This window comes from Acinetobacter sp. CY81 (assembly GCF_059515925.1).
Map to the genome: position 1 here is coordinate 240,996 of NZ_JCAKNC010000002.1, position 25,521 is coordinate 266,516.

The window sequence follows — 25,521 nt, forward strand, 5'->3', positions numbered from 1 at the left end:
CTTTAATGATTCACAAAATTCGAATTATTATTTGACATAAACTCGCGGTTTTCTTCTTCAATCATTTGACGTGCAACATATAAAATCAATTGGCGTAACCAACGATGCGCAGGATGATGATGAAGAAGAGGACACCATGCCATTTTCAATTCAAATTCTGGAATATAAAATGGAGGATCTTTCAGCATTAAGTTTTGACTTTTTGCTTGTAGACGTGCAATTCGGCTTGGCAATGTTGCAATCAAATCAACATTGGATGCCAATAACCCCGGCATTTGATAATGACGGGTAAATACAGAGATCTTACGTTTTTGACCAATACGCTCTAAAGCTTGATCAATCCAGCCCAGTCCTGCTTGTTTTTCTGGATTCACACCAAAGCCAACACCCATACCTGTTTTAGAGACCCAAATGTGTTGAGCATCTAAATAGCTTTTGAGGTTGAGGTTATTTACAGCAGGGTGTTTATGATTGAGTAAACAAGAAAAACTGTCGCGCCAAACCAAGACTTGGTGAAAGCTTTGTGGAATTTCATTGAAACGGTTAATTGCTAAATCAACTTTACCTTGTTCCATGTCACGATAAGACACATCACTTGGTGTTAAGAAATCCAAAACAACATTGGGTGCTTCAGAACGCAGTGCTTTGACTAAGCGAGGTACAAGTGTCGCTTCTGCATAATCCGAAGTCATAATTCGGAATACACGATTAGACGTATAAGGACGGAATTCTGTGCGTGGTTCCAAGATCATGGACAGATCGGAAAGCGCATCTCTAATTCTAGGTTGTAATTCTAGTGCACGTTCTGTAGGTGTCATGCCTTCAGACGAGCGAATCAGTAAGGGATCATTAAATAAGTTACGTAGACGTCTTAGAATATTACTCATTGCTGGTTGGGTAACGCCCAATTGTTCAGCAGCACGTGTTACATTTTTTTCTCGTAGTAGTACGTCGAGGTAAATTAAGAGATTGAGATCAACCCGCTCAAGATTCATAAAAAAAATACCGAAAATAAATTTTTGAAATCGTAGTTAATTATGCCATAAGCAAAAGGGCTTGTGTGAAAAGACGATAAAACTACTCGAAATATAATCAAGCATTCATTCCGGAGGCGCATATATATTTAAAAGAGGAGGGTATAGCATTTGCGAGTGCGAGAAACAGACGGATTCTAAGGTCTCTCACTATCAGTTGGAACTAAAATTATCCTTATAAATAGAACAACTCAAAATTTACTTATTAGGAAATGAGCTTTCTTAAACATTTAGCTTCAAATATTCAAACATATAAGAAAATGTAAAAATAATGATCATTTAAAAATGGTTAAATTTGTAGCAAAATGCCATTAAAATTCTTAAAAAATAGAATTTTCAAGAAATAGACAAACTGTTGAGACTTAAGTCTAATGACTTTTAAATATACAATTTGTCTATAAGTTGAGCATCTATTTTTTTGTGTTAAATGATATTTAACAATAGCTTAAGATGTATCATTTATTTTTTTATAAGACTTTGATCTACATATTTTTTAAATAAATACCGAAAATTATCTCAAAGTATTGGATTAATTTTTTCACCCCCTCTAAGCTAAGTCCATAACAACGAAGTGCTTTAAATCTGATCAATTTTATTCGAGACGTTTTAAAACATTTATTGATGAAATCCTAAAATTATATACAGGGTAGAATATCATGACTCAATACCAAACAGCGATTGATGCAATCCGCGAATTAAAAGCAAAATTCGGCAACACTTGGGCAGACATCAGTGCTGAAGATGCTGCACGTATGCAAATCCAAAACCGTTTTAAAACTGGTTTAGACATTGCAAAATACACAGCTGCAATTATGCGTCGTGATATGGCTGCTTATGATGCAGACTCTAGCCAATACACTCAGTCTTTAGGCTGCTGGCACGGTTTCATCGCACAACAAAAAATGATTGCAAACAAAAAATACTTCGGTACTACTGACCGTCGTTACATCTACCTTTCAGGTTGGATGGTTGCTGCACTTCGTTCAGAATTCGGTCCATTACCTGACCAATCTATGCACGAAAAAACTTCAGTACCTGCTTTGATCGAAGAAATCTACACGTTCTTACGTCAAGCTGATGCGAAAGAATTAAACGACTTGTTCCGTGCGCTTAAAAAAGCAAACGAAGCGGGTGATACTGCTAAAGCTGCTGAAATTACTGCTCAAATCGACGGTTTCCAAACTCACGTTGTGCCAATTATTGCGGACATCGATGCTGGTTTCGGTAACGAAGAAGCAACTTACTTACTCGCTAAGAAAATGATCGAAGCAGGTGCATGTGCACTTCAAATCGAAAACCAAGTTTCTGACGCTAAGCAATGTGGTCACCAAGCGGGTAAAGTAACTGTTCCACATGAAGATTTCATCTCTAAAATCCATGCATTACGTTATGCATTCTTAGAAATGGGTCTTGATGAGGGTATTATCGTTGCGCGTACTGACTCTGAAGGCGCTGACTTGACTCAAAAAATCCCAGTGGTTAAAGAGCCAGGTGACATCGCTTCTCAATACATCAGCTACTTAGATACAACTGAAATTGACATCGCTGATGCTCAAGAAGACGAAATCCTAATCAAGCGTGATGGTAAACTTCACCGTCCAAAACGTCTTGCTTCTGGCTTGTACCAATTCCGTCCAGACACACAAATTGACCGTGTTGTTCTTGACTGTGTATCTAGCTTACAGAACGGTGCTGACCTTCTTTGGATCGAAACTGCAACGCCAAACGTTGAAGAAATCGCTCACATGGTTAACCGTGTTAAAGAAACAGTTCCAAACGCGAAACTTGTTTACAACAACTCGCCTTCGTTCAACTGGACTTTAAACTTCCGTCAACAAGCTTACGACCGTTGGGTTGCTGAAGGTAAAGACGTTTCTGCTTACGACCGTGCTAAATTAATGAGCGCTGAGTACGATGCAACTGAATTAGCTGCTGATGCTGATGAGAAAGTACGTACATTCCAAGCAGATGCTTCTCGTGAAGCGGGTGTGTTCCATCACTTGATCACACTTCCGACTTACCACACAGCTGCTCTTTCTACTCATGAGCTTGCTCAAGGTTACTTCGGTTCTGAAGGTATGTTGGCTTATGTTGCTGGCGTACAACGTAAAGAAATCCGTGGCGGTATTGCTTGTGTTAAACACCAAGCAATGGCTGGTTCCGACATCGGTGATGATCACAAAGAAATCTTCTCTGGTGATAACGCTCTTAAAGCGCATGATGATGCTAAAAACACAATGAACCAATTCGGTGGCTAATCCCCTCGATTGATTCAAAAGAGAAACCCTGCGAAAGCAGGGTTTTTTTTATGACTGAATTTTATGAAAAAAATACCATGATGAAGAACCAAGACAAATATATTCAATCTATATATTTAAAATAGTTCAATATTGATACAATCCGCGCGATGAGTAATATGTTGAATTTATTGTGTTTGAAAAATTAGCTGAACAAAGCTTAAATATGATGGGCTGGGAAATTGACAATCATTGGCCTTTAGATTTAGATCAATGTGTGATGATTGCTGCGCCACATACTAGTAATTGGGATGCCTTATATGCACGTCTTGCACTAAAAGCATTGGGTGTGAATGTTCGTCTCACCATCAAAGACAGCTATATGAAATTTCCATTTGGACCTTTTGTCCGTGCAATGGGGGGAATTGGAATTGATCGTCGCCCTAAAGCAGCAGGGGAAGAGCGTCCAAGTATGGTCGAAGTGATGAGTGATCTTTTTAAGACACATCTAAAACTGGTGATGTTAGTCACGCCTGAAGCAACACGTGCAAAGCGCGAACAATGGAAAACTGGCTTTTATCATGTGGCAACCACTGCGGGTGTTCCAATCGCATTGGCATATATGGATTACTCCAAGAAAAAATGTGGTGTAGGTAAAATTGTTTATCCATCAGGTGATATGGAAAAGGACATGGCGGAAATCATGGAATTTTACTCAAAGATTAATGCCAAATTTCCAGAAAAATTTAGTGTAGACACACGCTTCTTTTAATATGATATTTTGATTGTGCATTGAATAATGCAATGTATAAGCAAAATATAAATGATTGATTTGAGCTGTGATACACAACAAAAAAGACAGGTGGATGCCTGTCTTTTTTTGTTGATTGATCTAAACTATGGATTCAACAAAGCTCTAAAAATTTAAATTAAATTTTTTTAAGGCGTATTCAGTTTATTGACTGGAACACTGACGCCACCTAAAAAATCACAAGCAGACTTATAACTCACATACTGCATTTGAATAATTTCATATAGAGGCATATCAAATAAAGTATCGCCTGACTTATAACGATCAATATATTCGATTGATTTATCTTTACTGACAGCCAGCGTTCGCTCATGAAAGCCTGTAATCGAGTTATGGCTTAATTGTTCAGTATCAATATTACTGCATTCAAAATGCTGAATAATTGCTTCTGCGCGTTTAATTTCACTTGATGTACCAAATGCACATCCTGTTAAGACAATAACCATGCTTAACAAAATCAGGGTTTTCATTACGATATATTATTGGAAAGATAGCGCAGGATTATAGATCGTTTTAAATGTGATGGAAGTCTCAAAACCAAATTAAAATGAATTTAAATTTAGTTGTTTAAAAATTAATCTGTTTATGGGTGGATTAATCAGATAGTTTGAGTGATTTAAATTAAAAAGATAATTTAAGCTGATGAATTGAGCTGATTAAAAGGATGCAACCGGACGTAAAGAGTAAACTTAATACGATCTGTTTAAATTGTCGTTCTGATATTTTATAAAAAAGTTGTGCACCCAGAATAGCGGGAATACTGATAATTAAAATTAAAATGCCAAAATGCTTCAGCAATTCAGTTGAAATTGTTCCTTGCCATAGATAAACAGCAATAGTGAACAATTGAATTGCGAAATTAAAATGTCTTAAGATATAGCGCTGATGTTGTTTTGGTATATTTTTTAGCATGACCCATGCCGAAGGCACTGCACCACAGAAGCCTCCTAATCCTCCAAGAACCCCGCCAGTGAATCCAATACATGCATCAGCTTTTGATCCTAATTTTTGTATAGGTTTGAATTGAGGTGCCACATACATAATGGGGCACCAAATGATCAAAAAGATGCCTAGGATAAATTTAAAGACATCTGCATTGATAATATGAAGTAATAATGTTCCTAAAGGGACACCAATTAGTCCGGCAACGATATAAACATAGACCAATGAGCGTTTTAAGATAATTGGTTGTTCTTTAGTGAGAGAAATAATATGGCACCAAAGTGAAGCAAATACGACTAGCGGTGCGGATATTTGAGGGGGAAGTACCCATACCCAAAATGACATAGCAATTAATGCAAAAGCAAAGCCTGTGAGTCCTTGGACAAAGGCAGCTAAACATGCACCAGTGATAAAAATAAAACCTATTTCCATTCACTACCAATCATTTTTATAGTTTTTAAATAATAGGTTTGAATGACTTTGCAGTGAGTAAAACTCGTTTTAGATAAGTTCACTTTACACGGCGTTATGTTTAAGCCCGTTAACCTTGTAAATATGAGTCTTATAAATATCAGTTTTAAGCGCGTAATCGTAAGCATTAACGTTTTAATTACCAAAGTTCTAATCGAGATCAGGAGAAATAAAATCCATTTTATCTTTCAATTTTAAAGCACGATCTAAGCTTATAAAAATATTAATTCATGCTTTGATTATCTCTGATATGAAAAAGCCCCAATTGAATTAGGGCATTGTCGATGTCGAATATGTATTGAATGGAATATTTTAAAGATTAATCATTTTGAGCTTTCGGTTTAAGGCTCTGCGTAAGTCCATTAATGTCACCACCTTGGATGCCTAATTCATTCATTAAGCTATCAATTAATGGAGCTTGTGAGCGATAACGCAGGGCACTATTGACGACTTGATCTGAAAGTGCAACTTGACCTTGATCAGCACCTTCAACCGATGCACTTGAACCACTCAAGCCTCCCATACCATTGACTTGTAAAATTTTAATATCGTCAATATTTTCCATTGGTTTAACACTTTCACGAATAATTTCAGGCAAGTATTTCAATAATGCTAAACGGATTTGCATTTCAACTTGTTCAGAAGACAAGATATTATTTGCTTCGTTGACTGCACGAGTACCTTCTGCATCTACTTGATATTGTTTCTCTTGTGCTTGTGCAAGTAAAATTTTTGCATCAGCTTCACCTTTCGCTTTTAAGCGGACTTTTTCAGCTTCAGCTTCAGCAGCAGTTCGAACGGCTTCAGCGTCATCTACAGCGGCTTGTTTAGATGCTTCTGCAGCAACAGTGATAGAAATTGCATCCGTTTCAGCGGCTTGTTTTGCTGCAACCAGCTCAACGGCTTTAATACGTTCTGCACGTTGAGTTTCACGGACGGTAATGACTTCTTCTTCTGCTTTAACGGCTTGTGCACGTGCTTGGTCAGCTAAGGCTTTAGCTTCGGATTCTGCACGAGATTTCTCTGCAATCGCAATCGCACGATCTTGTTCAGCCAATTCGATGGTCTTTTTCTGTTCAACCTGAGCTTGCTCAATGATTTGTGATTTTTGAATATTTTGATTTTCAACATCACGTGCTGCAGTAATACGTTTTAAATCAATTTCACGTTCAGCAGCAATTTGCGCTTCTTCAGCTTCACGCTTTTTAGCGGCTTCTTGAGTCGCGATTTCGGCAAGCTGTTCAGCGCGGCGAATGGAAATTTCTCGCTCTTGCTGCATTTTTGCATATTCTTCTTCTCGAAGGATTTGTAGGCGTGCTTGTTCTGCTTGTAAGTTTTTCGTTTTAATGGCTAAGTCAGCATCTTGTTCAATATCGTTACGTTTCTTACGGCGGTCTTCAATCGTTTCAGTCAGTTTTGTTAAACCTTCCGCATCGAAGGCATTTTGTGGGTTAAAGAATTTGAAGCTGGTTTGGTCAAGACCTGTTAATGAAACCGTTTCCAGTTCCAAGCCATTTTTTGAAAGATCTTCAGAAACCACTTGTTGTACTTTCTGTACAAAATCGACACGTTTTTCATGTAACTCTTCCATGGCCATTTCAGCTGCAACAGCGCGAAGTGAGTCCACAAATTTACCTTCAACTAAGTCTTTAAGTTCTTGAGGAGACATGGTTTTCTGACCCAGCGTTTGAGCTGCTGTCGCGATAGCTTCAGCCGTTGGTTTGACGCGAACATAGAACTCCGCCATCACGTCGACGCGCATACGATCACGTGTAATCAAAGCTTGGTCGGCTGCACGCTTAACTTCAAGACGCAGCGTGTTCATGTTTACAGGAATCACTTCATGCAATACTGGGAGTACAATCGCACCACCACCTAAAATGACTTTTTCGCCACCAAAACCTGTACGAACAAAGGACACTTCTTTACTTGAGCGTTTATATAATCGGGCTAAAATCGTACCAATAATGATGAGCGCAAGTAAAATGATCCCTGCGATGATCAATATTTGAAAGAAATTTGAGTTGAGCATTGTTATAGATCTCTATTGTTAATATGAATAATAAATTGGTTAAAATGAATAAGGCGTGGCTTGAAATCCGATTTTAGTTTTCTGAGTCAGTAAAACAGTTTGACCTTGTGTAAATACCAGATCAGTTTCAGGTTCAACCATAATGTAATGGGTCAGGCCGTGTTGATCTTTGACTTTTGCTTGTGCTGGATAATTTAATCGAGCTTCTCCCAAGATAATCTCTGCACTTAAACCAATAAGTTCTTCACTGTGAATCGCAGTAGTTTCATCTTGAGGTAGAACTTGAGCAATTATGGCAGAAACCATCCGCACGATCGGCATACATAAAATCAAGCTGGCTGGGGCAATGATCCAAAGTGGAAAATAACTTTGCGTAAAGTGAAAAAAGACACCTTGTGTAATCAGTCCAAATAAACCAAAAGTGGTAAGGAAAATGATTAACCAGACCAATACAGGAATTCGACCGATATAAAGCCAATCTAACAGCTGAATAAAAATACTTGAATTCGATTCCAAATTTAAATCAGGATGTTGTGCTTCAAATAATTGATCAGGAATAAATTGATCTAAAAAACCTTGCGTACTTGCTCCAGCAATAAGCAATAATGCTTCAGCTAAGCCCAATAGCAACATTAAACATAGACTAACGCTAAAAAGTATATTGGCAGGGTGGATAAAAATGTCCCACATTGATTTGGTCTCAGCTTTATATTTATCGTAGAAAATTAGGTGCAGAATTTATTTTATATAAATGACCTAATTCACATCTATTTTGAAATTTTAAAATGTGACCCACTATTGAGCTAAAGTGTATCGTTTAGTCATTGATTTGGCAAATGATAATTATTCTTGATTTGATGAATTGAATAGAAATTTCAGACAAAAAAATACGCAATGATTGGGGTATTCATTACGTATAACAACGAACCTGCTTTCACAGTTTCGGTTAAGGAGAAAAGTTTAGAACATTGGGGGATGTTGCAAAACTTTAATTAATATTAATCATTATGAAGCTCATCATGTTATGTATTCAGGTAAATTTCTGTTAGGGAAAGTTAATGAATTGATGACTTGAGTTAATCAGCAATCAATAAAAAACCTCTCCATAGGAGAGGTTTAATTTGAAAGAATTAAGTCTTTTTAGAAGTGGAATACACCTAAACCTGCTTTTACTTCATCTAAAGTCTGCTGAGTAATGTCTTTGCATTTATCTGTGCCAGTTTTTAAAATGTCCATGATGTAATCCGGGTCTTTAGCAAGCTCCATACGACGCTCACGAATTGGAGTAATCAATTCTTTTAAAACACCTTCAAGGCGTTTTTTCACCGTACCATCACCTAAACCACCACGTTTGTAGTGCTCTTTCAGTTCTGCAACTTCTTCCACATTTGGATCGAATGCATCTAAGTAAGTGAAAACGACATTGCCTTCAACTTGCCCTGGATCTTCTACACGTAAATGATTTGGATCGGTATACATGGCATTTACGGCTTTTTTGATGTCTTTATCAGAGGCATCTAAAACAATTGTATTACCCAATGATTTTGACATTTTAGCTTTACCATCAAAACCAGGTAAACGACCCACATTTGAAAGCAATGCTTTACATTCTGGAAGCAAGTCATGACCAATTTGACGGTTTAAACGACGAACAATTTCGTTAGTTTGTTCAATCATTGGGATTTGATCTTCACCCACAGGAACGATGGACGCTTTAAATGCGGTAATGTCAGCGGCTTGAGCAACTGGGTAGCACAAGAAACCTGCTGGAATGTCTCGCTCAAAACCACGCATTTGAATTTCAGACTTAATCGTTGGGTTACGTTCCAAACGAGATACCGTCACGAAGTTCAAGTAAAGCATAGTCAATTCATTCAGTGCAGGTAAACTCGATTGCACACAAATAGTTGTTTTGAGTGGATCAATACCTACTGCTAAATAGTCGGTGGCAACTTCGATAATATTACGACGTACTTTTTCAAAGTTATCGGCATTGTCAGTAAAGGCCTGAGCATCTGCCAATAATAAGTGTTGATGATGAGAATCTTGTAATCCTACACGTGAGCGTAAAGAACCAACGAAATGACCTAAGTGAAGTTGTCCTGTAGGACGATCGCCAGTTAAAATGACTGGGCGATGATCTTGATTACTCATTATAAATCCTGAAACAGTAGTCAACGCTACTTTGAATATGAAGAATGGTTGATATTGTACGGTAATTTTTTTTTTAATGTCAGCAAGAAATAATACCTGTAATGAAAAAAAGACTGCTATTCATTTATTAAATATATACAATTGTTTTTCAAGAACACATTAAAATAGATAAAAACTTAGGATAATAAAAATGGCCAGTAGCTTACTTTTACTATTAGACGATATTGCAACGATCCTTGATGATGTTGCTGTTATGAGCAAAATGGCTGCCAAAAAAACGGCAGGGGTGTTAGGTGATGACTTAGCCCTCAACGCACAACAGGTGAGTGGTGTAAAAGCGGATCGAGAACTACCCGTAGTTTGGGCGGTTGCCAAAGGTTCATTTGTTAATAAATTGATTCTTGTTCCACTTGCTTTGCTGATCAGTGTGGTTGCCCCTTGGTTAATCAATCCATTACTCATGATAGGTGGTTTATTTTTATGCTATGAGGGTGTAGAGAAAGTTCTTCATACTATTCAACATCGACGTGCTAAAACTGCAGAAGCTGCTCATGAGGAATTGAAAGTCATCGAGACTGACTTGGCCACTTTTGAGAAACAAAAAGTCAAGGGTGCAGTGACTACAGACTTTATTCTTTCTGCTGAGATCATTGTGATCTCACTAGGAACGGTAGCAACAGCAACATTTGGCATTAAAGTAGCTGTATTAAGTGTAATCGCAATTTTAATGACGGTTGGCGTGTATGGGCTTGTTGCAATGATTGTGAAGATTGATGACTTAGGTCTATATCTAAATCAGCAAGCTTCTTCATTTAAGCAAGCTATTGGTCGTGGTTTATTGGCATTTGCACCTAAATTGATGAAGACATTGACCATCGTTGGAACACTTGCGATGTTCTTAGTGGGTGGTGGAATCATTACCCATGCGATTCCAGTCTTTCATCATTTTACTGAAGAATCTGTTGAATATATTGATCACATTCCAACTGTAGGTCATTTTATTGGTGCGCTTACGCCAACGTTAATTAATTTTGTAATTGGATTTATTGCGGGTTTGATTGTCGTGCTTGTGGTGAGCATGATTTCTAAGTTGATCAAAAAATCAAAATCCGCTTGAAGTTAGGTAGTTAAATATTACCAATCAATAATGCTATGAATTAGCAGATGAAAATAAGGAAAAGGCCATGCGTTGGAAAGGTCGTCGAGTCAGTAGTAATTTAGAAGATCGTCGCGGTGGTGGAGCGAAAGCTGGCGGTATTAGTATTTTGGGGTTGATTGTTGCATTTGTGGCATGGAAGTTTTTTGGGGTAGATCCACAAATGGCATACCAAGCGACCAAACAAGTGACTTCTGGTCAACAGCAACAAGCTACAGGTTTAGAAAACCCAACGCCAGAACAACAAGAAACAGCTGCATTTGTCGGGACTGTTTTAGCCGATACCGAAGATACTTGGTCACAAGTGTTTAAACAACAAGGTATGCAATACACACCACCTAAACTTGTGATGTTTAGTGGCACAGTAAATTCAGGTTGTGGCGCTGCGCAAGCTGCGATGGGACCATTTTATTGTCCTGCGGATCAGAAAATTTATATTGATACTGCGTTCTTTAAAGATATGCACCAGCAAATGGGGATCTCAGGTGAGCAAAATCAATCTGAATTATCAACTAAAAATTCTGCGGGTGACTTTGCTCAAGCTTACGTGATTGCTCATGAGGTGGGTCATCATATCCAAAATTTACTGGGTATTTCTGGTCAAGTTCAACAAGCACGTCAAACTGCCAGTGAAGCACAAGGTAATCAACTTTCAGTTCGTTTGGAGCTTCAAGCAGATTGTTTAGCAGGTGTTTGGGCTAGAGATACTCATCAGCGTACACAATTCTTAGAAAATGGTGATATCGAAGAAGCGATGGATGCAGCGCATAAGATTGGTGATGATTATTTACAAAAACGTGCGCGTGGACAAGTTGTTCCAGATAGCTTTACCCATGGTACAAGTGCACAGCGTATGCAATGGTTTGATAAAGGCATGCAGTCAGGTGATATCAATCAATGCGATACATTTAAAGCATCCATTTAATCTGATTCAATCCTACCTTTGTGAATGAATTCTAGTGTTACCAAACTCGAATGATGAGAAAGGTTTCACTTTATAGACCTTATTGATAAACCTAGTCTAATGGGTAATGGTTAGACTAGGTTTTTTTGTTGTAGTTGATTATGCATGTAACATTTTTTTTTATTAAATCGGTTTAAAATACTCCGCGTTTCAAATCATAAATAAGAAGTATTAGGCACATTATGGGTAATTTTTTTATTCTCCAAGTTTTTACGGTTGTATTTGCTCTCTCAATCGCGACAACAATATTTAATAAGCGAATTCTAGGTTTTCCTCAAGCGATTGGTGTTCCAATTGTCTCCGCCATCTTTGTCTTTATATTGCAATGGGGGGCGAATCTACTTGGGAATAATCAATTTATCACCATTAATCTTCACAATATTGAAACTGCAGTAAGAAACATTGATTTTTATGATTTTTTAATCAATGGTGTGATCTGTTTCATTTTGACTTCATCAGCTTTGAAATTCAAAGTTTCAGATCTACAGTCTCATTGGAAGCCGATTAGTATTTTGGCGACTTTGGCATTGGTACTCTGCGCATTATTCTTTGGTGGCTTGCTGTTTGGTTTTCAATATTTGATGGGAAGCCCTGTTCCTATTTTGATCTTATTACTTCTAGGTTCAGCTTTAGGTGCAACCGATCCAATCGGGATTAAAGGCGTATTAAGTTCAGTGCGCGCACCGCATCATTTAATGGTCAAACTGGAAGGCGAATACACTATAATTAATAATATGGAATTTTTACTAACTCGTTCAAATTAAAGAAAATATTCTTTACCTAAAAAATTCCATGTTTTATTAATAATTTTCTAAAAAACATCATCTTTTCGATTGAAAAATTCTGTATATTTTTTATGCATAGGGTTGAGTGAACGTATTACTCTTTAAATTTCTAGGAAAACCATAATCACAAAAAGTATTTCTAATAAATTATTGGGTAATTCTGAGCTAGTTTTTCTCGATCGATGAAATTTATAATACATTTGTAATAAGATTTCTTGCCTGCCCACTGCAAAAATCCTCATAATTTTTGCTAAGAATTAAATCACAGGAGGCAGAGTTTGTTTATAAGCCTGTTATAAATCGTAAAGTGTCTTTTGCATAATATTGAACTGTATAAAAATCTAAATCTTGAATTTTCGTATCAAATGATTCTGCATGATGGTAAGTCTTTGAAAATTCATTTATTTTTTCAATGGTGCTAAATTTCCCATGTTTATCGTAAAAGATACTTGATTGATTAGTTTCTTGACGGATTTTAGAAATCATTTCACCCAGCCACATTCCGTTACTAAAATCTTTTGGATATAAAAATCTTAAATAAGCTTCTAATATAGGGCGAATAGATCTAGCAATTTCTACCTTATCTGCTTCACTACCGTTAGAAATAAAATCATAAAGCTTATTATATTCTTTATGATAAGAATGAAGAACATAAGAGTCGTAATTGTCTCTATCAATCATTTTACTGGAAATATACTTAGTACTATCAGGTTTAAGCGGGTCTAAGTCCTTATATGAAACTTCAATTTCAAAACAATTAGTTTTTTTTGAAAGAATTGAATATTTATAAATATCAGATAAGAAGAAAGGGTCGTGGCTGAAAACGAATGTTTGATAATTATTTTCAATAAGCTTTGCAATTTGAACAATTGTAGCGTCTTTTCGATATCTATCCAATGAAGACATTGGGTCATCAAGAACTATGATTGACTTATCGTTATTAAATTTCGAAAATCTGGATAAAAAGAAAGATAAAGCAAGGGCCGATCTATCGCCAAGACTTAAAATATGTTCAAAGATATGATGGTGATGTCTTTCATCCAGAGCAGAAAGTTCACTATTAATAAATGTTATAACGTATTTTAAACGTGTAGAACCACCTTTGCCTTTATTGTCTTTTGCTAGCTCTTTTATACGAATCATCGAATGAAAACTTTGTAATATTTCATTAATTGAATCTTTATGTGTTCTAATGCTTTCTTCTTGTTCTTCTGCAATTTTATCACGTAATTCTTTTATTTTTAATGTATTTTTATTTTTTGAACTATTAAGAGTTTTAATATCTGAAAGGTCTTTTATAATTTCAGGAGTAAATCTTAATTTTGCCTCATCGATTTCATTTATCTTGCATTGGATAGCTAGATTCGTATCTTTTGATAAACCGTCTAAAAAGGTTTTAATTACATTATTAAAGTTGTTAACTTTATTATTGTAATCAATAAAATCTAAATCATTAAAAATTTGATTAAAAATTTCATTAAATTTTGTTAAATCTATTATCGATAGTAAATCTCTCTTTTTATCTTTTACTAATCGATAGGCTTCTAATTCAAGATTAGTGGAGAGCCTACTAAGTTCAGTAAAATTAAAATCCAAAGAAATTTCATCTATCCTATCTGACCATTCTCGAATTATTTCTTTATTAAGCCTAATCACCTGTTCTAACTTTTCAATATTTACGCCAATTTTATTTACTTCCAGCTCAAATTTACTACTTGAAAGTTCAAAACTGCTACTTGCAGTTAGGTAAGACTCATTAATAAACTCTTGATATAAATGAAATATAGGTGAAGATGCTAATGATTGAGCGCAGAAAGGACATTGGTTTGATTCAGTTACTAAGTTTGTACCTAATTCAATCCATTGTTTATCTTGTTCCTTAAGGTTATAAGTAATATGCTGATTTACCTTTTCTTCTGCTTCTTTGGATAAAGCTTCTATACTGATGGTAAAAATGTCAGTATCTAAATTTGGTTTATCGAGTATTAACAGTGAAAGGTTATTACGTTTTTTTAAGTGCTCAATGCTCTTAATGTCTTGAAGTTGAGCTTTCAAAGTTTCAAGTTTATTATCAGTATCTGCGATTGCTTTAATATCCTGAATTTGAATAAGTGTTTTTGATGGGAATCTGGTTAATATTCGATTTGTGATAGGAGTAATTTTGGCTGTTAGGGTTTCATTTTGAGACTTTAAATAGTCAATTTCTTTCTCTTTTTCTACGGACAAATAGCCTAGAGAAAAATCATAGTAATTCGATAATTGTTTTCGATCTTTACTATTAGAGATGTAGAGATTGTTATCTATGAATGCTTGGTTAAATACTCGAAAAGGGGAAATTGACTGTAAATTATCTAAGGAGAGATTGTAAGAATTAAATTTGAGCAGCAGGTTTTGTTTACCTTGCGATTCAATTGGCTGTAATGCTTCAATACTTAATTTATCTTTAAGGTTGATACTTTCAAATAGTTTACATAACGTAGACTTGCCTGACCCATTTCTTCCATAGATTAAGTTTAGCTTATTAAAAGATTGATTTAGTCCACCTTTATGTTGCCATTGCTTAATGTTTTCAATTTTTAATATTTTTTCGAGCATATTTTCCCCCTAATAATTTTTTAGACAATCTTTTATAGTACAATAAATGCATGAATTTTGGAGATAATCCCCCCTGATAAAAAAGCCTGAAATAAAATTTCAGGCTTTTTAAATTTACTAAACTAATTTCATCAAACTACCAAAACTATCAATCACCGAATAATGAACTACATCCTCCAATGATTGATTTTCTTGATTTAAAGTAGCAAAGAACTTTTTAGCACTTTCAATTTTACGTTGCTCCTTTTCCCGTAGGTCACTGTCCAGCATTGAGCCTTTAGTTTCTGCAACGAAATATATTTGGCGCACTTTATCCTTATTGAAAGCAATTGCCCAATCAGGGTTATAGCTACCGAAAGGCGTGGGGATCTGGAAGCGATCAGGGAGTTTAGCGTAGACGACCACCTCATCTGCACCATCCAGCTCCTCAACAAATTTACGCTCATTATCAGAGTCGGTGACTACATAATCCCAAATATGACGCTCTGCCTTGTATGCCTGTAATGGAATATTCTCATTACTTACAAATATTTCATTGTCAGGATAAGTGCTATCTAAAGGATTATATTTCAATCCTTGAATCACCATTTTTGCTTGCTGTTCATTGATGATACGGCTCATTTCACGAATGAAAGCTTCTGGATTCAACTTAAACTGTGCAAATACCGCAGCGTTAATTCCCTGTAAGATTCGGGCAACCGTTTTACGAGTGAGATTGGTATCATCGGCAATATTCCCAATCAGGTCATAGGTCACTTGAGAATGAATAGAAATATTCGCAACCTCAGTTTTTGAAGTCACCTTCCCAAACATTTCTTTGGCTTTGACTTGCTCATAGGTGGATTCATCATTCTGCGTCGCTTCTGCAAGTTTATAACTCAGTGTTTCCACAAATTTGTTGTTACGCTCTTTAGCCGTACGTTCAACAGCACTAATGCTTTCCTGAATGAGTTTTTCAGAATCTAAATGAATTTGATAAACGGCTTTACGGTTAATACGAGACCATAAAGCCTGGAATTCTTTACGTTCTAAATTGGTTTGATTGATGTTATTGGTCAGCTTCTTATTGCCATCGTCTGCAATGCCTTCCAGAGCTTTAGGATCAAACAGCCCATCAATCAGCTTGTGAATTTGCTCAGTATAAGCCACTAAACTTTCAGGTAATTCTGCTAACGTGCCTTGATCTTTCGCTTCGTGATACTTTGGCGTTAACTGATCATTGTCATCAATATAATCGTGCTTAGACAAATGCTTATTAATCTGCTTTGCCATCAACTCAGTGACTTCAACACTAGACCCATCAGATAACTTAAAGATTTTCCCTTTAAAGTAATCAGGGGTAGCTTGTGTGGGGCGATTCTGAATCGTATTCAGAATTTCTGATTGTAGATTCGACACAAACTCTTTGTAACTTTCATTGGTCACAACTGTGAGATTATTCAGTTTATGAATTTCTCCTAATGCCCCTTGGAAATGGTTAGCATCCATACGTTCGCCAAATTTATTCACTGCAAGGCGCATACCACGGCCAACTTCTTGGCGACGAGAAATTACATTATCTGAATGCTTTAAAGTACAAATCACAAAGACGTTCGGGTTATCCCAACCTTCCCGTAACGCTGAGTGAGAGAAAATAAAACGAGTTGGCTCTTCAAAGGAAAGTAGGCGTTCTTTGTCTTTTAAAATCAAGTCATAAGCATCTGTATCATTGGATACCTGAGCTTCTTCAGCTTTCTTGTCAATTGCAGGATTGGCAAGACGTTTTGATTTCTTATCAATTGAGAAATAGCCATTGTGAGTACGGTCTACATCAATTGCTTTCAGATAGTCAAAATATGGGTCATTTTCTAAGTTTAGATCCAGAACTTCATTGAGTACCTGTTGATACTGTTCCTTGAAAATTTGAACGTATTCGCCATCTACAGGATTATTATCCTCATCATATTGACGATATTTAGCCACTTCATCAATGAAGAAAAGACTCAGGACTTTAATACCCTGATTGTATAACTGACGTTCTTTTTGAATATGTGCACGAATCGTTTCACGGATCTGAATGGTTCGCATGATCTTTTCATCAACATGCCCTAATGCTTCACCCACATGAATTTTTGTGCCATTTAAGAAAGTAACCGAGTTATCTCGTGCATCAATGTCTGAGACGACATAACGGTCATTGTATTGTTCGGCCTTATTGGAAATATCGTAAAGGTTATCGCCTTTACTCACCTTTCTTACCTCACGTTTAAAACCATTCTTGGTTTCAATCTCAATTTCCAAACGAGCGACAGGTGCAGACTTAGATACAATGATGTCCTGTAAGTATAAATAACCATGTGTACCCGTTAAGCCTTGTACTTCCACACCTTTTACTGTGATTTTCTTCACCAGTTTTTGGTTATAAGCATCCAAAGCATCCAAACGGTAAATAAGGTTATAGTTGCGCTTATGTGTCGCGGAATAGCGCAGAATAAACAATGGGTTGAAGTTAGATAAAGACTCTAGGGTTTTATCCGCCCCCATTTTTTGTGGTTCATCTAAAATCAAAATGGGGCGGTTACGACTAATCACATCAATTGGACGACGCGATTGGAATTCATCCAGTTCATCATAAATACGACGGTTATCTTTACCTGTCGCATTGAAGGCTTGAACGTTAATCACCATGACGTTAATGCCACCATTCGAGCTAAAGCTTTCCAAATGGTGTAATGCTTTGGAATCATAGATAAAGAAACGGGCCTTTTTGCCGTATTGCTCTTGAAAGTGATCAGCCATCATATTTAGGCTTTTGTAAACGCCCTCACGAATAGCAATGCTCGGTACGACCACAATAAATTTCGACCAGCCATACTGCTTATGCAGTTCAAACATAGTACGAATATAACAGTAGGTTTTACCTGTACCTGTTTCCATTTCAATATCAAGGTTTAATGGGCTTTTGGTCAGGTTCTTGCCTTTGCCATTATCATCCGTGATGAGTTGAGATGATCTTTGTAATCCACTTGCTGCTTGTAATTCCTGAATGTTTTTTAGTACAGCTTGCAGATCAAAAATATGGGCATTCTCAAAACCAACATCTGCAATAACTTTTTTAGCCTTGCCACCTTGTAAGTCCAAGGTTTCTTCAAGCATATCAACCTGTGCCGTTGCTTTTTTTGCTTTGGCCGCACCTTGGTCAATCATATAACGATGACCTTCAGAACGTGGTTGTCCTTTAAAGCAATCCACAATCGCTTGTACAGAGTCTTTCTGATACCCAAGGGTTTTAAAACGGATTTCCATTATCTAACCCTCTTAAAGAAATTTCACTTCAGTATCAGGAGAGAGCTGTTTAAAGCGTTCTTTGATATTGGTTTTATCATGGTCAAGATGAATGGCTTTTTCTGCTGATACAAAGCGTAAAGGATGATCTTTAGCAACTTCATCGACCACATCAAAAGTTAACTCATCAAAGCAGGCAACAAGGCTATTGCCTGCCACATAAAACACTTCTTTTCCTGCAACAGTTTTACGCTCAATCGGCAAAGAAATTTCAAGCCCCCAATCCAACATGACTTGGAATAGTAGGTCATCTGCTGTACGGTCTTCTTTAATATTTGAAGCTAAATCCAGCATATCAGCTTGTTTTAAAGCATCAGGAGTGTAATACACATCCTTCATATTGCTTGAGTCGATTTTTAAGACACGGAAACCAATATCTAAATTTTCTATGCTTTCTTTACCAGCATTATCGTCTAGGATTTTTTTACCTGCACGACGGATACGTTCTTTAGAAATTTCGGCAATGTTGGCATAGCCTGCTTTATACGCTTCGGATTTTTCATCGGTCTGTTCAGGTAGCTGAACCATAATAAATTTACGGTTGCCGCCATCTTCAGCATTCAATTGCATTACTGCATCAGCAGTAGTCGAAGAACCAGCAAAAAAATCTAAAATTATGTAATCTTTTTCATCTTTCAATAACTTCATAATTCTTTGAATTAATTTAGTTGGTTTAGGAGTGTCAAAAACAACCTCCCCACCAAATATCTCTTTTAATTCAGAGTTCGCTTGTCTTGTCGTACCGGCATCATCACCACTCCATAAGTTTTCAGGGACACGACCTTCTTGATCAATTAAATAAATCTTTCTAATAATTTTAGTTTGATCTTGAGAGAAAATAATTTCTCCACTTCTAATTTTTTGTTTAATAGACTCTTCAGACCAACGCCAACCATTCTCAGGCGGTTCAATAAATCCTCCATTTGGTGTTTGTATTTTAAATTTAAGAGTATTTCTTAAATTAGGACTTCTAAAATCACCTGCACGCCACAATCCTTTAGGATCATTATCTGGATTAGAATAATTTTTATTATCTTGTTCAGTTCTAGGTAATCTAAATATTGTGTTAGAAAAAGCCTTTCTATAAACAATCAAATGATTATAATTTCGTGAAAAAAACTTCTCATCATTTTTACTTTGCATAGAGTGTTGCCATGCAATATTAGCAATAAAATTTGCCTGTCCATATATTTCATCGCATAACTTTCTTAGATTACTCTGCTCAGTATCATCAATATTTATAAATATAAAACCATCTTCTGCTAATAAATTTCTAGCCAATTTTAAACGGCTATACATCATACTGAGCCAATCAGAATGAAAGCGCCCATTACTATCAGTATTTGCAACTAACTTGTTGCCCTCATCATCTGTTTGATTAGAACGCTCAAAAAACTCATCGGTACTTTCTGCAAAATCATCTTCATAAATAAAATCATTACCTGTGTTGTAAGGTGGGTCAATGTAAATCATTTTGACCTTGCCCAAATAGTTTTCTTGCAGTAGTTTTAAGGCTTCTAAGTTATCACCTTCAATAAACAAGTTTTCAGTAGTATCAAAATTAACGCTTTCTTCACGACATGGACGCAAGGTTTTGGCAATAGGCGCATTGGCCGTGAGGATAGATTCTTTTTTTCCCACCCAATCTAAACGATAACGTTCTTGTTCACCTTCAACTAAAACCTGTGAAAGTTCTTGTTTGAGCAAATCAAAATCAATGGCTTTTTTTAGCTCACCATTTTCATCTTTGGTTTCGGTAATACAGTTTGGGAATAGTGCCGAAATCTTTTCGATGTTGCTATCGACTAGGTTAGGGCTGTGCATTTTTAACTTGTCCATTAATATACCTTTATATTTAATTCACTAATTTGTTTAAATCAGATTCAAGTGCATGAATATGCTTATTGAGTTCAACCTTACGATTAAACTGTTTTTCAGTTCTCAACTTGGATTTCAGCTTATCAAGCTGCTTTTGCAAGCTTTCAAGCTGTTGAGATTTTTGCAATTGAAGTTCAATAGAAACGGATTCATCATTGTTTTCTTGATCTTTACTTGATGCAATCGGCAATATCTGTGCGATGAAATGTTCATATAGATCAGCCAGTTTTAAGTAAATAGGCAATTCAACACGATCATGATCTTCTAGCCACTCAGAAGCATAATATTGACCTATCACCGTTTTAGTTTTGTCTGCTTGATTCAAACGCTTATAGGTTGCAACAACTTTCACTTTATCTTGATAAACAACTTCAAAAATAATTGGAGTGAGAATGAGTTTATCAATGAAAGATAGTATTGACACATCTAAATCTTCAATCCGACTTTTTACTCGAAAGATTTGAATTTCCTTCAAATCTTCCTGATCTTGGAGGTGAATTGTAGATGAAGCCAACTTGTACGCCCACCGTATATTTTCCACTTGATTAACAAATAGCTGTTCGATCTTGCTATTGGCTTTACCTTGCTCATAAAACTTATTTTTCGGAATTAACCGATCCACTTTAGCCTGGGGTGGAAATTTATATAACTTCATGATCAAGATTCTTCAATCACAATAAAGCTAATCAGCTCAAAGTCGTTTAATCCAGAAACCACATCTACCAATGCTGATGTAGTCAAGCCTGAAAACAAGCTATCAATATCCTTCTCAGCTTTTACGTCCTGAATGGTATGAATCACAATATCCAACAATTCTGAATATTGGCTCATATCTCGTCCATCATTGGTTTTCTCATTAAACTTTTCATACGCTTCAGGAATCGGATGATCTTTTCCTCGACATGCTTTACGTGCTACATCCAATAAATATTTGGCTTGGGTGTAGTCATAAACGACTTCACCGCCTTGATTAATATAAACTAAGTAATATGGATATAAGCGGTTGGTTTGGCTGTTAGGCGACTCAGGATGACGTGCTCTTAGGGTGAAAATTACTCCTGCATTTAAACCGAGTTCTGGCTGTGCAGGGACAACAGTATGCAATCCATTCGGTAATCGCTCCAATTCAGGATGCTCTTCCATATAACCAAGCAAATCCATACGGAAGTCATTCAGCCCTAAATCAGTAATTGAAACCCCTGTGTTGGCATCTTCCAAGTCTAAAACTTCAGTTTGTAGCTTCTGTAATTGTTCACGACGATAGGCAATATCATTGGCTTGGGCACTGAGAACATTGTCATCTCCCGTACTAGTCATATCGACGATCACCATGCGATTCTCAACTCGTTCTCGCAAATTAATATATTCATCCAGACTGATATCAGGCCAGTAATTAACGAGCTGAATTACGCTATTTGATGAGCCAATACGATCCACACGCCCAAAACGTTGAATGATGCGTACAGGATTCCAGTGAATATCGAAATTAATCAAATAATCACAGTCCTGTAAGTTTTGTCCTTCAGAAATACAGTCCGTTGCAATCAGAATATCAATTTCTCTGGACTCTTCAGGAAATATGTCTGCTTTTTGCTTGGATTGTGGAGAGAATAAAGTGAGCAAGCCCTGCATATCATAACTTTGACGACTTCCCACTCTGGTCTTAATCGTTGAAGTATTATCACTGCCGATCACCTTGGCACTGTGCAGACCATAGGTTTCCAGCAAAATCGGAGCAATATGCTCATAGATATAATTCGCTGTATCCGCAAAGGCAGTAAATATGATGACTTTACGGTTATTGGCATTAATTGGGTTATGAATCTTCTCAACAACATGCGCTTTAAGATGCTGTAGTTTTGCATCCTTTTCAGCGTTAATCGGCTGAATCATTCGCAGTAAACCGAGAATAATGTGGTAATCACCGTCTAGATCCGTTTTCCAGCTCAACAGATCCATATCAGCCAAATGAATTTTTAGCTTATTGCCAATAAGGTCTTCAGTATTGAGCAATTCGCCATTTTCATCCTCATCATAGCCAAAGTCGGGTGAAATACTGACTTCATCATCCGCCTGACGAGCTTCAAAGTCCGCAATTTTAGCGAGTACATTTTCAATATTTTTCTTTAAAACGTTCAGTGTCAGCCTAAACGCATGGACAGAACTTTCCAGGCGTTTCAGCAAGTTGACCGTCATCAAAGCCTGTAAACTTTTTTCACGGTCTACCTGTCTTAATTTACCTTTGCCTTCTACACGAGTATCAAAAATTTCTTCATACTTTTTTAAAGCACTTGGAAAGATATAGCTGACTGGCGCATAGACTGACATCTTAATTAAAGACAGATCTGCATAGATTTGATTCAGAGAAACACTATTCTGATCAGTCGATAATGCACAACGGAATGAAATCGGCTTGAGTCGTTGAGGGAACTGTCCAATATCTTTGGTGTCATAGAAAGTTTGAATGTGCTTTCTTGAGCGAGCAATTGTCACGCTATCCAAAAGCTTAAAGAAATCGAAATCTAGAAGGTTAAGAATTGCTTGAGTTGTTCGTTGGGCAGGATCTAGTTTTGCCCAGGCATTAAAGCTGGCTTGTGCTCTACGGAATATGGTTTCTATATCACGTTCAGTATCGAGCTTATTCTCCAATAACGCTGCATTCCCTTCATAAGCGAGGGCGAGCTGATTCTTGAGGTCAGTAAAGTGGTTATTCACTGGTGTAGCAGACAACATCAGTACTTTGGTTTTCACGCCTTGACGAATCACTTGATTCATTAAGCGGTCATAACGTGTTTCTCGATCCTTAAACGTGCCACGGTTACGGAAGTTATGCGACTCATCAATGACAACCAAATCATAGTTACCCCAATTGATTTTCGCTAAATCTATACCTAGGGTTTCACCACCTTTGCGAGAAAGATCGGTGTGATACAGCACATCGTAGCTAAAACGGTCTTTAGCAAAGATGTTCGTGACTAGATTGGCGTTATAATTCGTCCAGTTCGCTCCCAATTTCTTAGGACATAAAACCAGAACGCTCTTGTTACGCAATTCGTAGTATTTGATCACAGCCAATGCAGTAAAGGTCTTACCTAACCCCACACTATCCGCCAAGATACAACCATTATAGGTTTCAAGTTTATTGATAATGCCTACTGCTGCATCTTTTTGGAAATTGAACAGCTTATTCCATACTAAGGTATCTTGATAACCTGTCAGGTCATTAGGCATCACATCTGCATTGATATCTTCTAAAAAATCTTTGAAGATGTTGTAAAGCATTAAGAAATAAATGCGTTCAGGGGGATTTTCCTGATAGACAGACTCAATGTGTCGAATAATTTCACTGGTGACATCTTCAACTTTTGAGGGATCATTCCAAATTTGATTGAATAGCTGAATATAGGTTTGCACCATCGACTGCTCATCAAAGCAGTTCACCATATTGGAAATCGCATTGCCTTTTTCAAAGCCTAGTCCCATCGGGGTAAACCCCTGAATTGGCATATAGGTTAAGGACTGCTCAGGTTTTTGGATGCTGATAAATTCCTGCATCGGTGCATTGCTGTTATTCGACTTAAATGTTGCTTTTCGTCGTATCCAATCTGCACATTCTTTAGCAATTGCCTTTTGTGATAATTGATTTTTTAAGTGAATTTCAAATTCTGTCCCATAAAGACTGCTTTCACGATCTTGTTTAGGAATGACAAATTCACGTTTCTCTTTTTTCAGTTTGTCCGTCACATTATCTGCAACAAAGGTTGGTGATGTAAAAACAAATTGCAGTTCTTCGATCTTTTCTAATTCTTTTTTTAAAGCAGCATATGCATAAATGGAAAAGTATGAAGCAGCGATCTTCAAACTAGACTTACTACTGAGACTTTCTACAATATCTGAGCCTAATATATTATTAATGTTATCAATGAGTTTCATAAGGGTGAAGCAGAAAATATAACAGATACTAAATTATAGCAGCCTTAAATTTTATATGTGAAACTTCATGAAGTTGTCATCACCCTGATGAATCTCAAATTTCTTAGAAAGTATATCTGGGACTTTAAGCAAGTTAACTGATCCATTCATCATCATTGGAACTAAAAATATGTGATGACAATTGAGTACACAGAAATTAAAACTTTTACTACACATCAATTTTTTGAAATACAGCCTATGAGTTTGTTTAATACAGTGATTTCTGATTGAAGACTTTTCAAATATATTTGCGCATCCAATACACAACGAGAGATCTTATCAACTATTATTGGATATAAACGCATATATTTAGCTAATATTTCTATCTCTAATTTCACTTTATCTACCTCCTCTTCAAGTCGAGTACAGTCTTGACATAACTGTTCTTGAATAGAAGATGAAGCAGTCTCTTTTGATAAATAATTAAGCAAATCACAACTTCTATACGTTGATGTATATTTATAGGTACATGTTGAATTATCAACTGATACAAAACCGCATTCTTGCAGCTCTCTAACAGTTTTATAGATTTTTTGATAAAACTTTTTTGCCTTAAATTCTGGATAAGCTTCAATAAACATCTTTCTGATATCCTTGAATTCTTTTTCCTTAAAACCTGTAGTTGCCAAGAATTTGACCAAACAATTTTTAAGAGACTGATTTACATACATACAAATCTACCGCATCACCATAAATGAGTAAAAATATCCTATTTTGGGATATTTCTACTAATAGTACAACATCTTGAGCTATGAGCTCAATACACGATCCTCGGTATAGAAAACTGATACAAGAACTTATTGCTATACGTGAGTTAAAGAAGATTACTCAAGTAGAATTAGCTACGTCCTTAAAAAAGCCTCAGTCATATGTTGCTAAAGTAGAAAATTTAGACAGAAGAATTGATGTATTGGAACTACAGGATTGGTTGAACGTATTAGATATATCGATAATTAAGTTCTTAGAGAAAAGCTTATAAGATACGATATATAAAGATGTCCTTATTAAAATAGCAATTCTTTGCCTCTTTTTTAAAGTGTATTTAGATCAATATAAAATCAATAAAAGTATGAATTTAATTGTTCTAACTGGAAATAAAAAACATCACAAATTTGTGATGTTTTTTATGATCTCAATAGGTTGAATCAAACCAAATTGATATATTT

17 protein-coding genes and 1 pseudogene are annotated in these 25,521 nt (G+C 36.3%); 6 read left to right on the forward strand and 12 right to left on the reverse strand.

Annotated features, from left to right (window positions below):
* Positions 1 to 2: 2 nt before the first annotated feature.
* Positions 3 to 995, reverse strand: coding sequence for a LysR family transcriptional regulator (locus AC5YDM_RS03495; RefSeq protein WP_496150742.1), 993 nt, complete (start codon positions 993 to 995; stop codon positions 3 to 5).
* A gap of 695 nt (positions 996 to 1,690) precedes the next feature.
* Here AC5YDM_RS03495 and AC5YDM_RS03500 point away from each other — a divergent pair.
* Both AC5YDM_RS03500 and AC5YDM_RS03505 read left to right on the forward strand, forming a co-directional pair.
* Entirely contained in the window at positions 1,691 to 3,292 is a 1,602-nt protein-coding gene (locus AC5YDM_RS03500; RefSeq protein ID WP_496150743.1) for an isocitrate lyase, read from the forward strand.
* Positions 3,293 to 3,464: 172 nt separating this feature from the next.
* Positions 3,465 to 4,043 (forward strand): 1-acyl-sn-glycerol-3-phosphate acyltransferase, encoded by a 579-nt coding sequence (locus AC5YDM_RS03505; protein ID WP_496150744.1) that lies wholly within the window; start codon positions 3,465 to 3,467, stop codon positions 4,041 to 4,043.
* A gap of 167 nt (positions 4,044 to 4,210) precedes the next feature.
* Here AC5YDM_RS03505 and AC5YDM_RS03510 read toward each other — a convergent pair whose 3' ends face one another.
* The 5 genes from AC5YDM_RS03510 to trpS all read right to left on the reverse strand — a co-directional run bounded on the left by AC5YDM_RS03510 (position 4,211) and on the right by trpS (position 9,681).
* Positions 4,211 to 4,552 (reverse strand): hypothetical protein, encoded by a 342-nt coding sequence (locus AC5YDM_RS03510; RefSeq protein WP_496150745.1) that lies wholly within the window; start codon positions 4,550 to 4,552, stop codon positions 4,211 to 4,213.
* Between the two features lie 151 nt (positions 4,553 to 4,703).
* Entirely contained in the window at positions 4,704 to 5,456 is a 753-nt protein-coding gene (locus AC5YDM_RS03515) for a sulfite exporter TauE/SafE family protein (RefSeq protein ID WP_496150746.1), read from the reverse strand.
* A 358-nt stretch (positions 5,457 to 5,814) separates the two neighbouring features.
* Positions 5,815 to 7,527, reverse strand: a complete 1,713-nt coding sequence (locus tag AC5YDM_RS03520) for a flotillin family protein (RefSeq protein WP_496150747.1) — start codon at positions 7,525 to 7,527, stop codon at positions 5,815 to 5,817.
* 39 nt (positions 7,528 to 7,566) lie between these two features.
* Complete coding sequence (locus AC5YDM_RS03525; protein WP_496150748.1) at positions 7,567 to 8,217, reverse strand: YqiJ family protein; 651 nt, start codon at positions 8,215 to 8,217, stop codon at positions 7,567 to 7,569.
* A 450-nt stretch (positions 8,218 to 8,667) separates the two neighbouring features.
* The gene (gene trpS, locus AC5YDM_RS03530) at positions 8,668 to 9,681 is read right to left on the reverse strand and encodes a tryptophan--tRNA ligase (RefSeq protein WP_496150749.1); all 1,014 of its coding nucleotides are present in this window, start codon (positions 9,679 to 9,681) and stop codon (positions 8,668 to 8,670) included.
* Positions 9,682 to 9,871: 190 nt separating this feature from the next.
* On the opposite strand from trpS, the gene AC5YDM_RS03535 reads away from it, so the two are divergent.
* The 3 genes and pseudogenes from AC5YDM_RS03535 to AC5YDM_RS03545 form a co-directional block, all read left to right on the forward strand.
* The gene (locus AC5YDM_RS03535; protein WP_496150750.1) at positions 9,872 to 10,798 is read left to right on the forward strand and encodes a DUF808 domain-containing protein; all 927 of its coding nucleotides are present in this window, start codon (positions 9,872 to 9,874) and stop codon (positions 10,796 to 10,798) included.
* A gap of 67 nt (positions 10,799 to 10,865) precedes the next feature.
* Entirely contained in the window at positions 10,866 to 11,762 is an 897-nt protein-coding gene (gene ypfJ, locus AC5YDM_RS03540; protein ID WP_496150751.1) for a KPN_02809 family neutral zinc metallopeptidase, read from the forward strand.
* A 221-nt stretch (positions 11,763 to 11,983) separates the two neighbouring features.
* Positions 11,984 to 12,517 (forward strand): annotated as a pseudogene (locus tag AC5YDM_RS03545) (cation:proton antiporter domain-containing protein); the annotation flags it as partial.
* 351 nt (positions 12,518 to 12,868) lie between these two features.
* Here the strand turns inward: AC5YDM_RS03545 and AC5YDM_RS03550 are convergent.
* From AC5YDM_RS03550 to AC5YDM_RS03575, 6 genes are all read right to left on the reverse strand, one after another.
* Complete coding sequence (locus tag AC5YDM_RS03550) at positions 12,869 to 15,181, reverse strand: AAA family ATPase (RefSeq protein ID WP_496150752.1); 2,313 nt, start codon at positions 15,179 to 15,181, stop codon at positions 12,869 to 12,871.
* Between the two features lie 117 nt (positions 15,182 to 15,298).
* Entirely contained in the window at positions 15,299 to 18,466 is a 3,168-nt protein-coding gene (locus tag AC5YDM_RS03555) for a type III restriction-modification system endonuclease (RefSeq protein WP_496150753.1), read from the reverse strand.
* 12 nt (positions 18,467 to 18,478) lie between these two features.
* On the reverse strand, positions 18,479 to 20,344 hold the full coding sequence (locus tag AC5YDM_RS03560; protein WP_496150754.1) for a site-specific DNA-methyltransferase: 1,866 nt from the start codon (positions 20,342 to 20,344) through the stop codon (positions 18,479 to 18,481).
* Between the two features lie 16 nt (positions 20,345 to 20,360).
* Complete coding sequence (locus tag AC5YDM_RS03565) at positions 20,361 to 21,038, reverse strand: DUF4391 domain-containing protein (protein ID WP_496150755.1); 678 nt, start codon at positions 21,036 to 21,038, stop codon at positions 20,361 to 20,363.
* 2 nt (positions 21,039 to 21,040) lie between these two features.
* Entirely contained in the window at positions 21,041 to 24,316 is a 3,276-nt protein-coding gene (locus tag AC5YDM_RS03570) for a helicase-related protein (RefSeq protein ID WP_496150756.1), read from the reverse strand.
* Between the two features lie 215 nt (positions 24,317 to 24,531).
* Positions 24,532 to 24,984, reverse strand: coding sequence for a hypothetical protein (locus tag AC5YDM_RS03575; protein WP_496150757.1), 453 nt, complete (start codon positions 24,982 to 24,984; stop codon positions 24,532 to 24,534).
* Positions 24,985 to 25,106: 122 nt separating this feature from the next.
* On the opposite strand from AC5YDM_RS03575, the gene AC5YDM_RS03580 reads away from it, so the two are divergent.
* Positions 25,107 to 25,334: a helix-turn-helix domain-containing protein gene (locus AC5YDM_RS03580; protein ID WP_496150758.1), complete on the forward strand. Its 228-nt coding sequence runs from the start codon at positions 25,107 to 25,109 to the stop codon at positions 25,332 to 25,334.
* Positions 25,335 to 25,521 lie beyond the last annotated feature (187 nt).

What these genes read in the sequence shown, in the direction of transcription:
- AC5YDM_RS03555 (WP_496150753.1), bottom strand. Translation starts at nt 18,466, where the DNA reads ATGGAAATCCGTTTTAAAACCCTTGGGTATCAGAAAGACTCTGTACAA.
- AC5YDM_RS03515 (WP_496150746.1), bottom strand. Translation starts at nt 5,456, where the DNA reads ATGGAAATAGGTTTTATTTTTATCACTGGTGCATGTTTAGCTGCCTTT.
- AC5YDM_RS03560 (WP_496150754.1), bottom strand. Translation starts at nt 20,344, where the DNA reads ATGGACAAGTTAAAAATGCACAGCCCTAACCTAGTCGATAGCAACATC.
- AC5YDM_RS03510 (WP_496150745.1), bottom strand. Translation starts at nt 4,552, where the DNA reads ATGAAAACCCTGATTTTGTTAAGCATGGTTATTGTCTTAACAGGATGT.
- AC5YDM_RS03580 (WP_496150758.1), top strand. Translation starts at nt 25,107, where the DNA reads ATGAGCTCAATACACGATCCTCGGTATAGAAAACTGATACAAGAACTT.
- AC5YDM_RS03495 (WP_496150742.1), bottom strand. Translation starts at nt 995, where the DNA reads ATGAATCTTGAGCGGGTTGATCTCAATCTCTTAATTTACCTCGACGTA.
- AC5YDM_RS03525 (WP_496150748.1), bottom strand. Translation starts at nt 8,217, where the DNA reads ATGTGGGACATTTTTATCCACCCTGCCAATATACTTTTTAGCGTTAGT.
- trpS (WP_496150749.1), bottom strand. Translation starts at nt 9,681, where the DNA reads ATGAGTAATCAAGATCATCGCCCAGTCATTTTAACTGGCGATCGTCCT.
- AC5YDM_RS03550 (WP_496150752.1), bottom strand. Translation starts at nt 15,181, where the DNA reads ATGCTCGAAAAAATATTAAAAATTGAAAACATTAAGCAATGGCAACAT.
- AC5YDM_RS03570 (WP_496150756.1), bottom strand. Translation starts at nt 24,316, where the DNA reads ATGAAACTCATTGATAACATTAATAATATATTAGGCTCAGATATTGTA.
- ypfJ (WP_496150751.1), top strand. Translation starts at nt 10,866, where the DNA reads ATGCGTTGGAAAGGTCGTCGAGTCAGTAGTAATTTAGAAGATCGTCGC.
- AC5YDM_RS03520 (WP_496150747.1), bottom strand. Translation starts at nt 7,527, where the DNA reads ATGCTCAACTCAAATTTCTTTCAAATATTGATCATCGCAGGGATCATT.
- AC5YDM_RS03535 (WP_496150750.1), top strand. Translation starts at nt 9,872, where the DNA reads ATGGCCAGTAGCTTACTTTTACTATTAGACGATATTGCAACGATCCTT.
- AC5YDM_RS03565 (WP_496150755.1), bottom strand. Translation starts at nt 21,038, where the DNA reads ATGAAGTTATATAAATTTCCACCCCAGGCTAAAGTGGATCGGTTAATT.
- AC5YDM_RS03500 (WP_496150743.1), top strand. Translation starts at nt 1,691, where the DNA reads ATGACTCAATACCAAACAGCGATTGATGCAATCCGCGAATTAAAAGCA.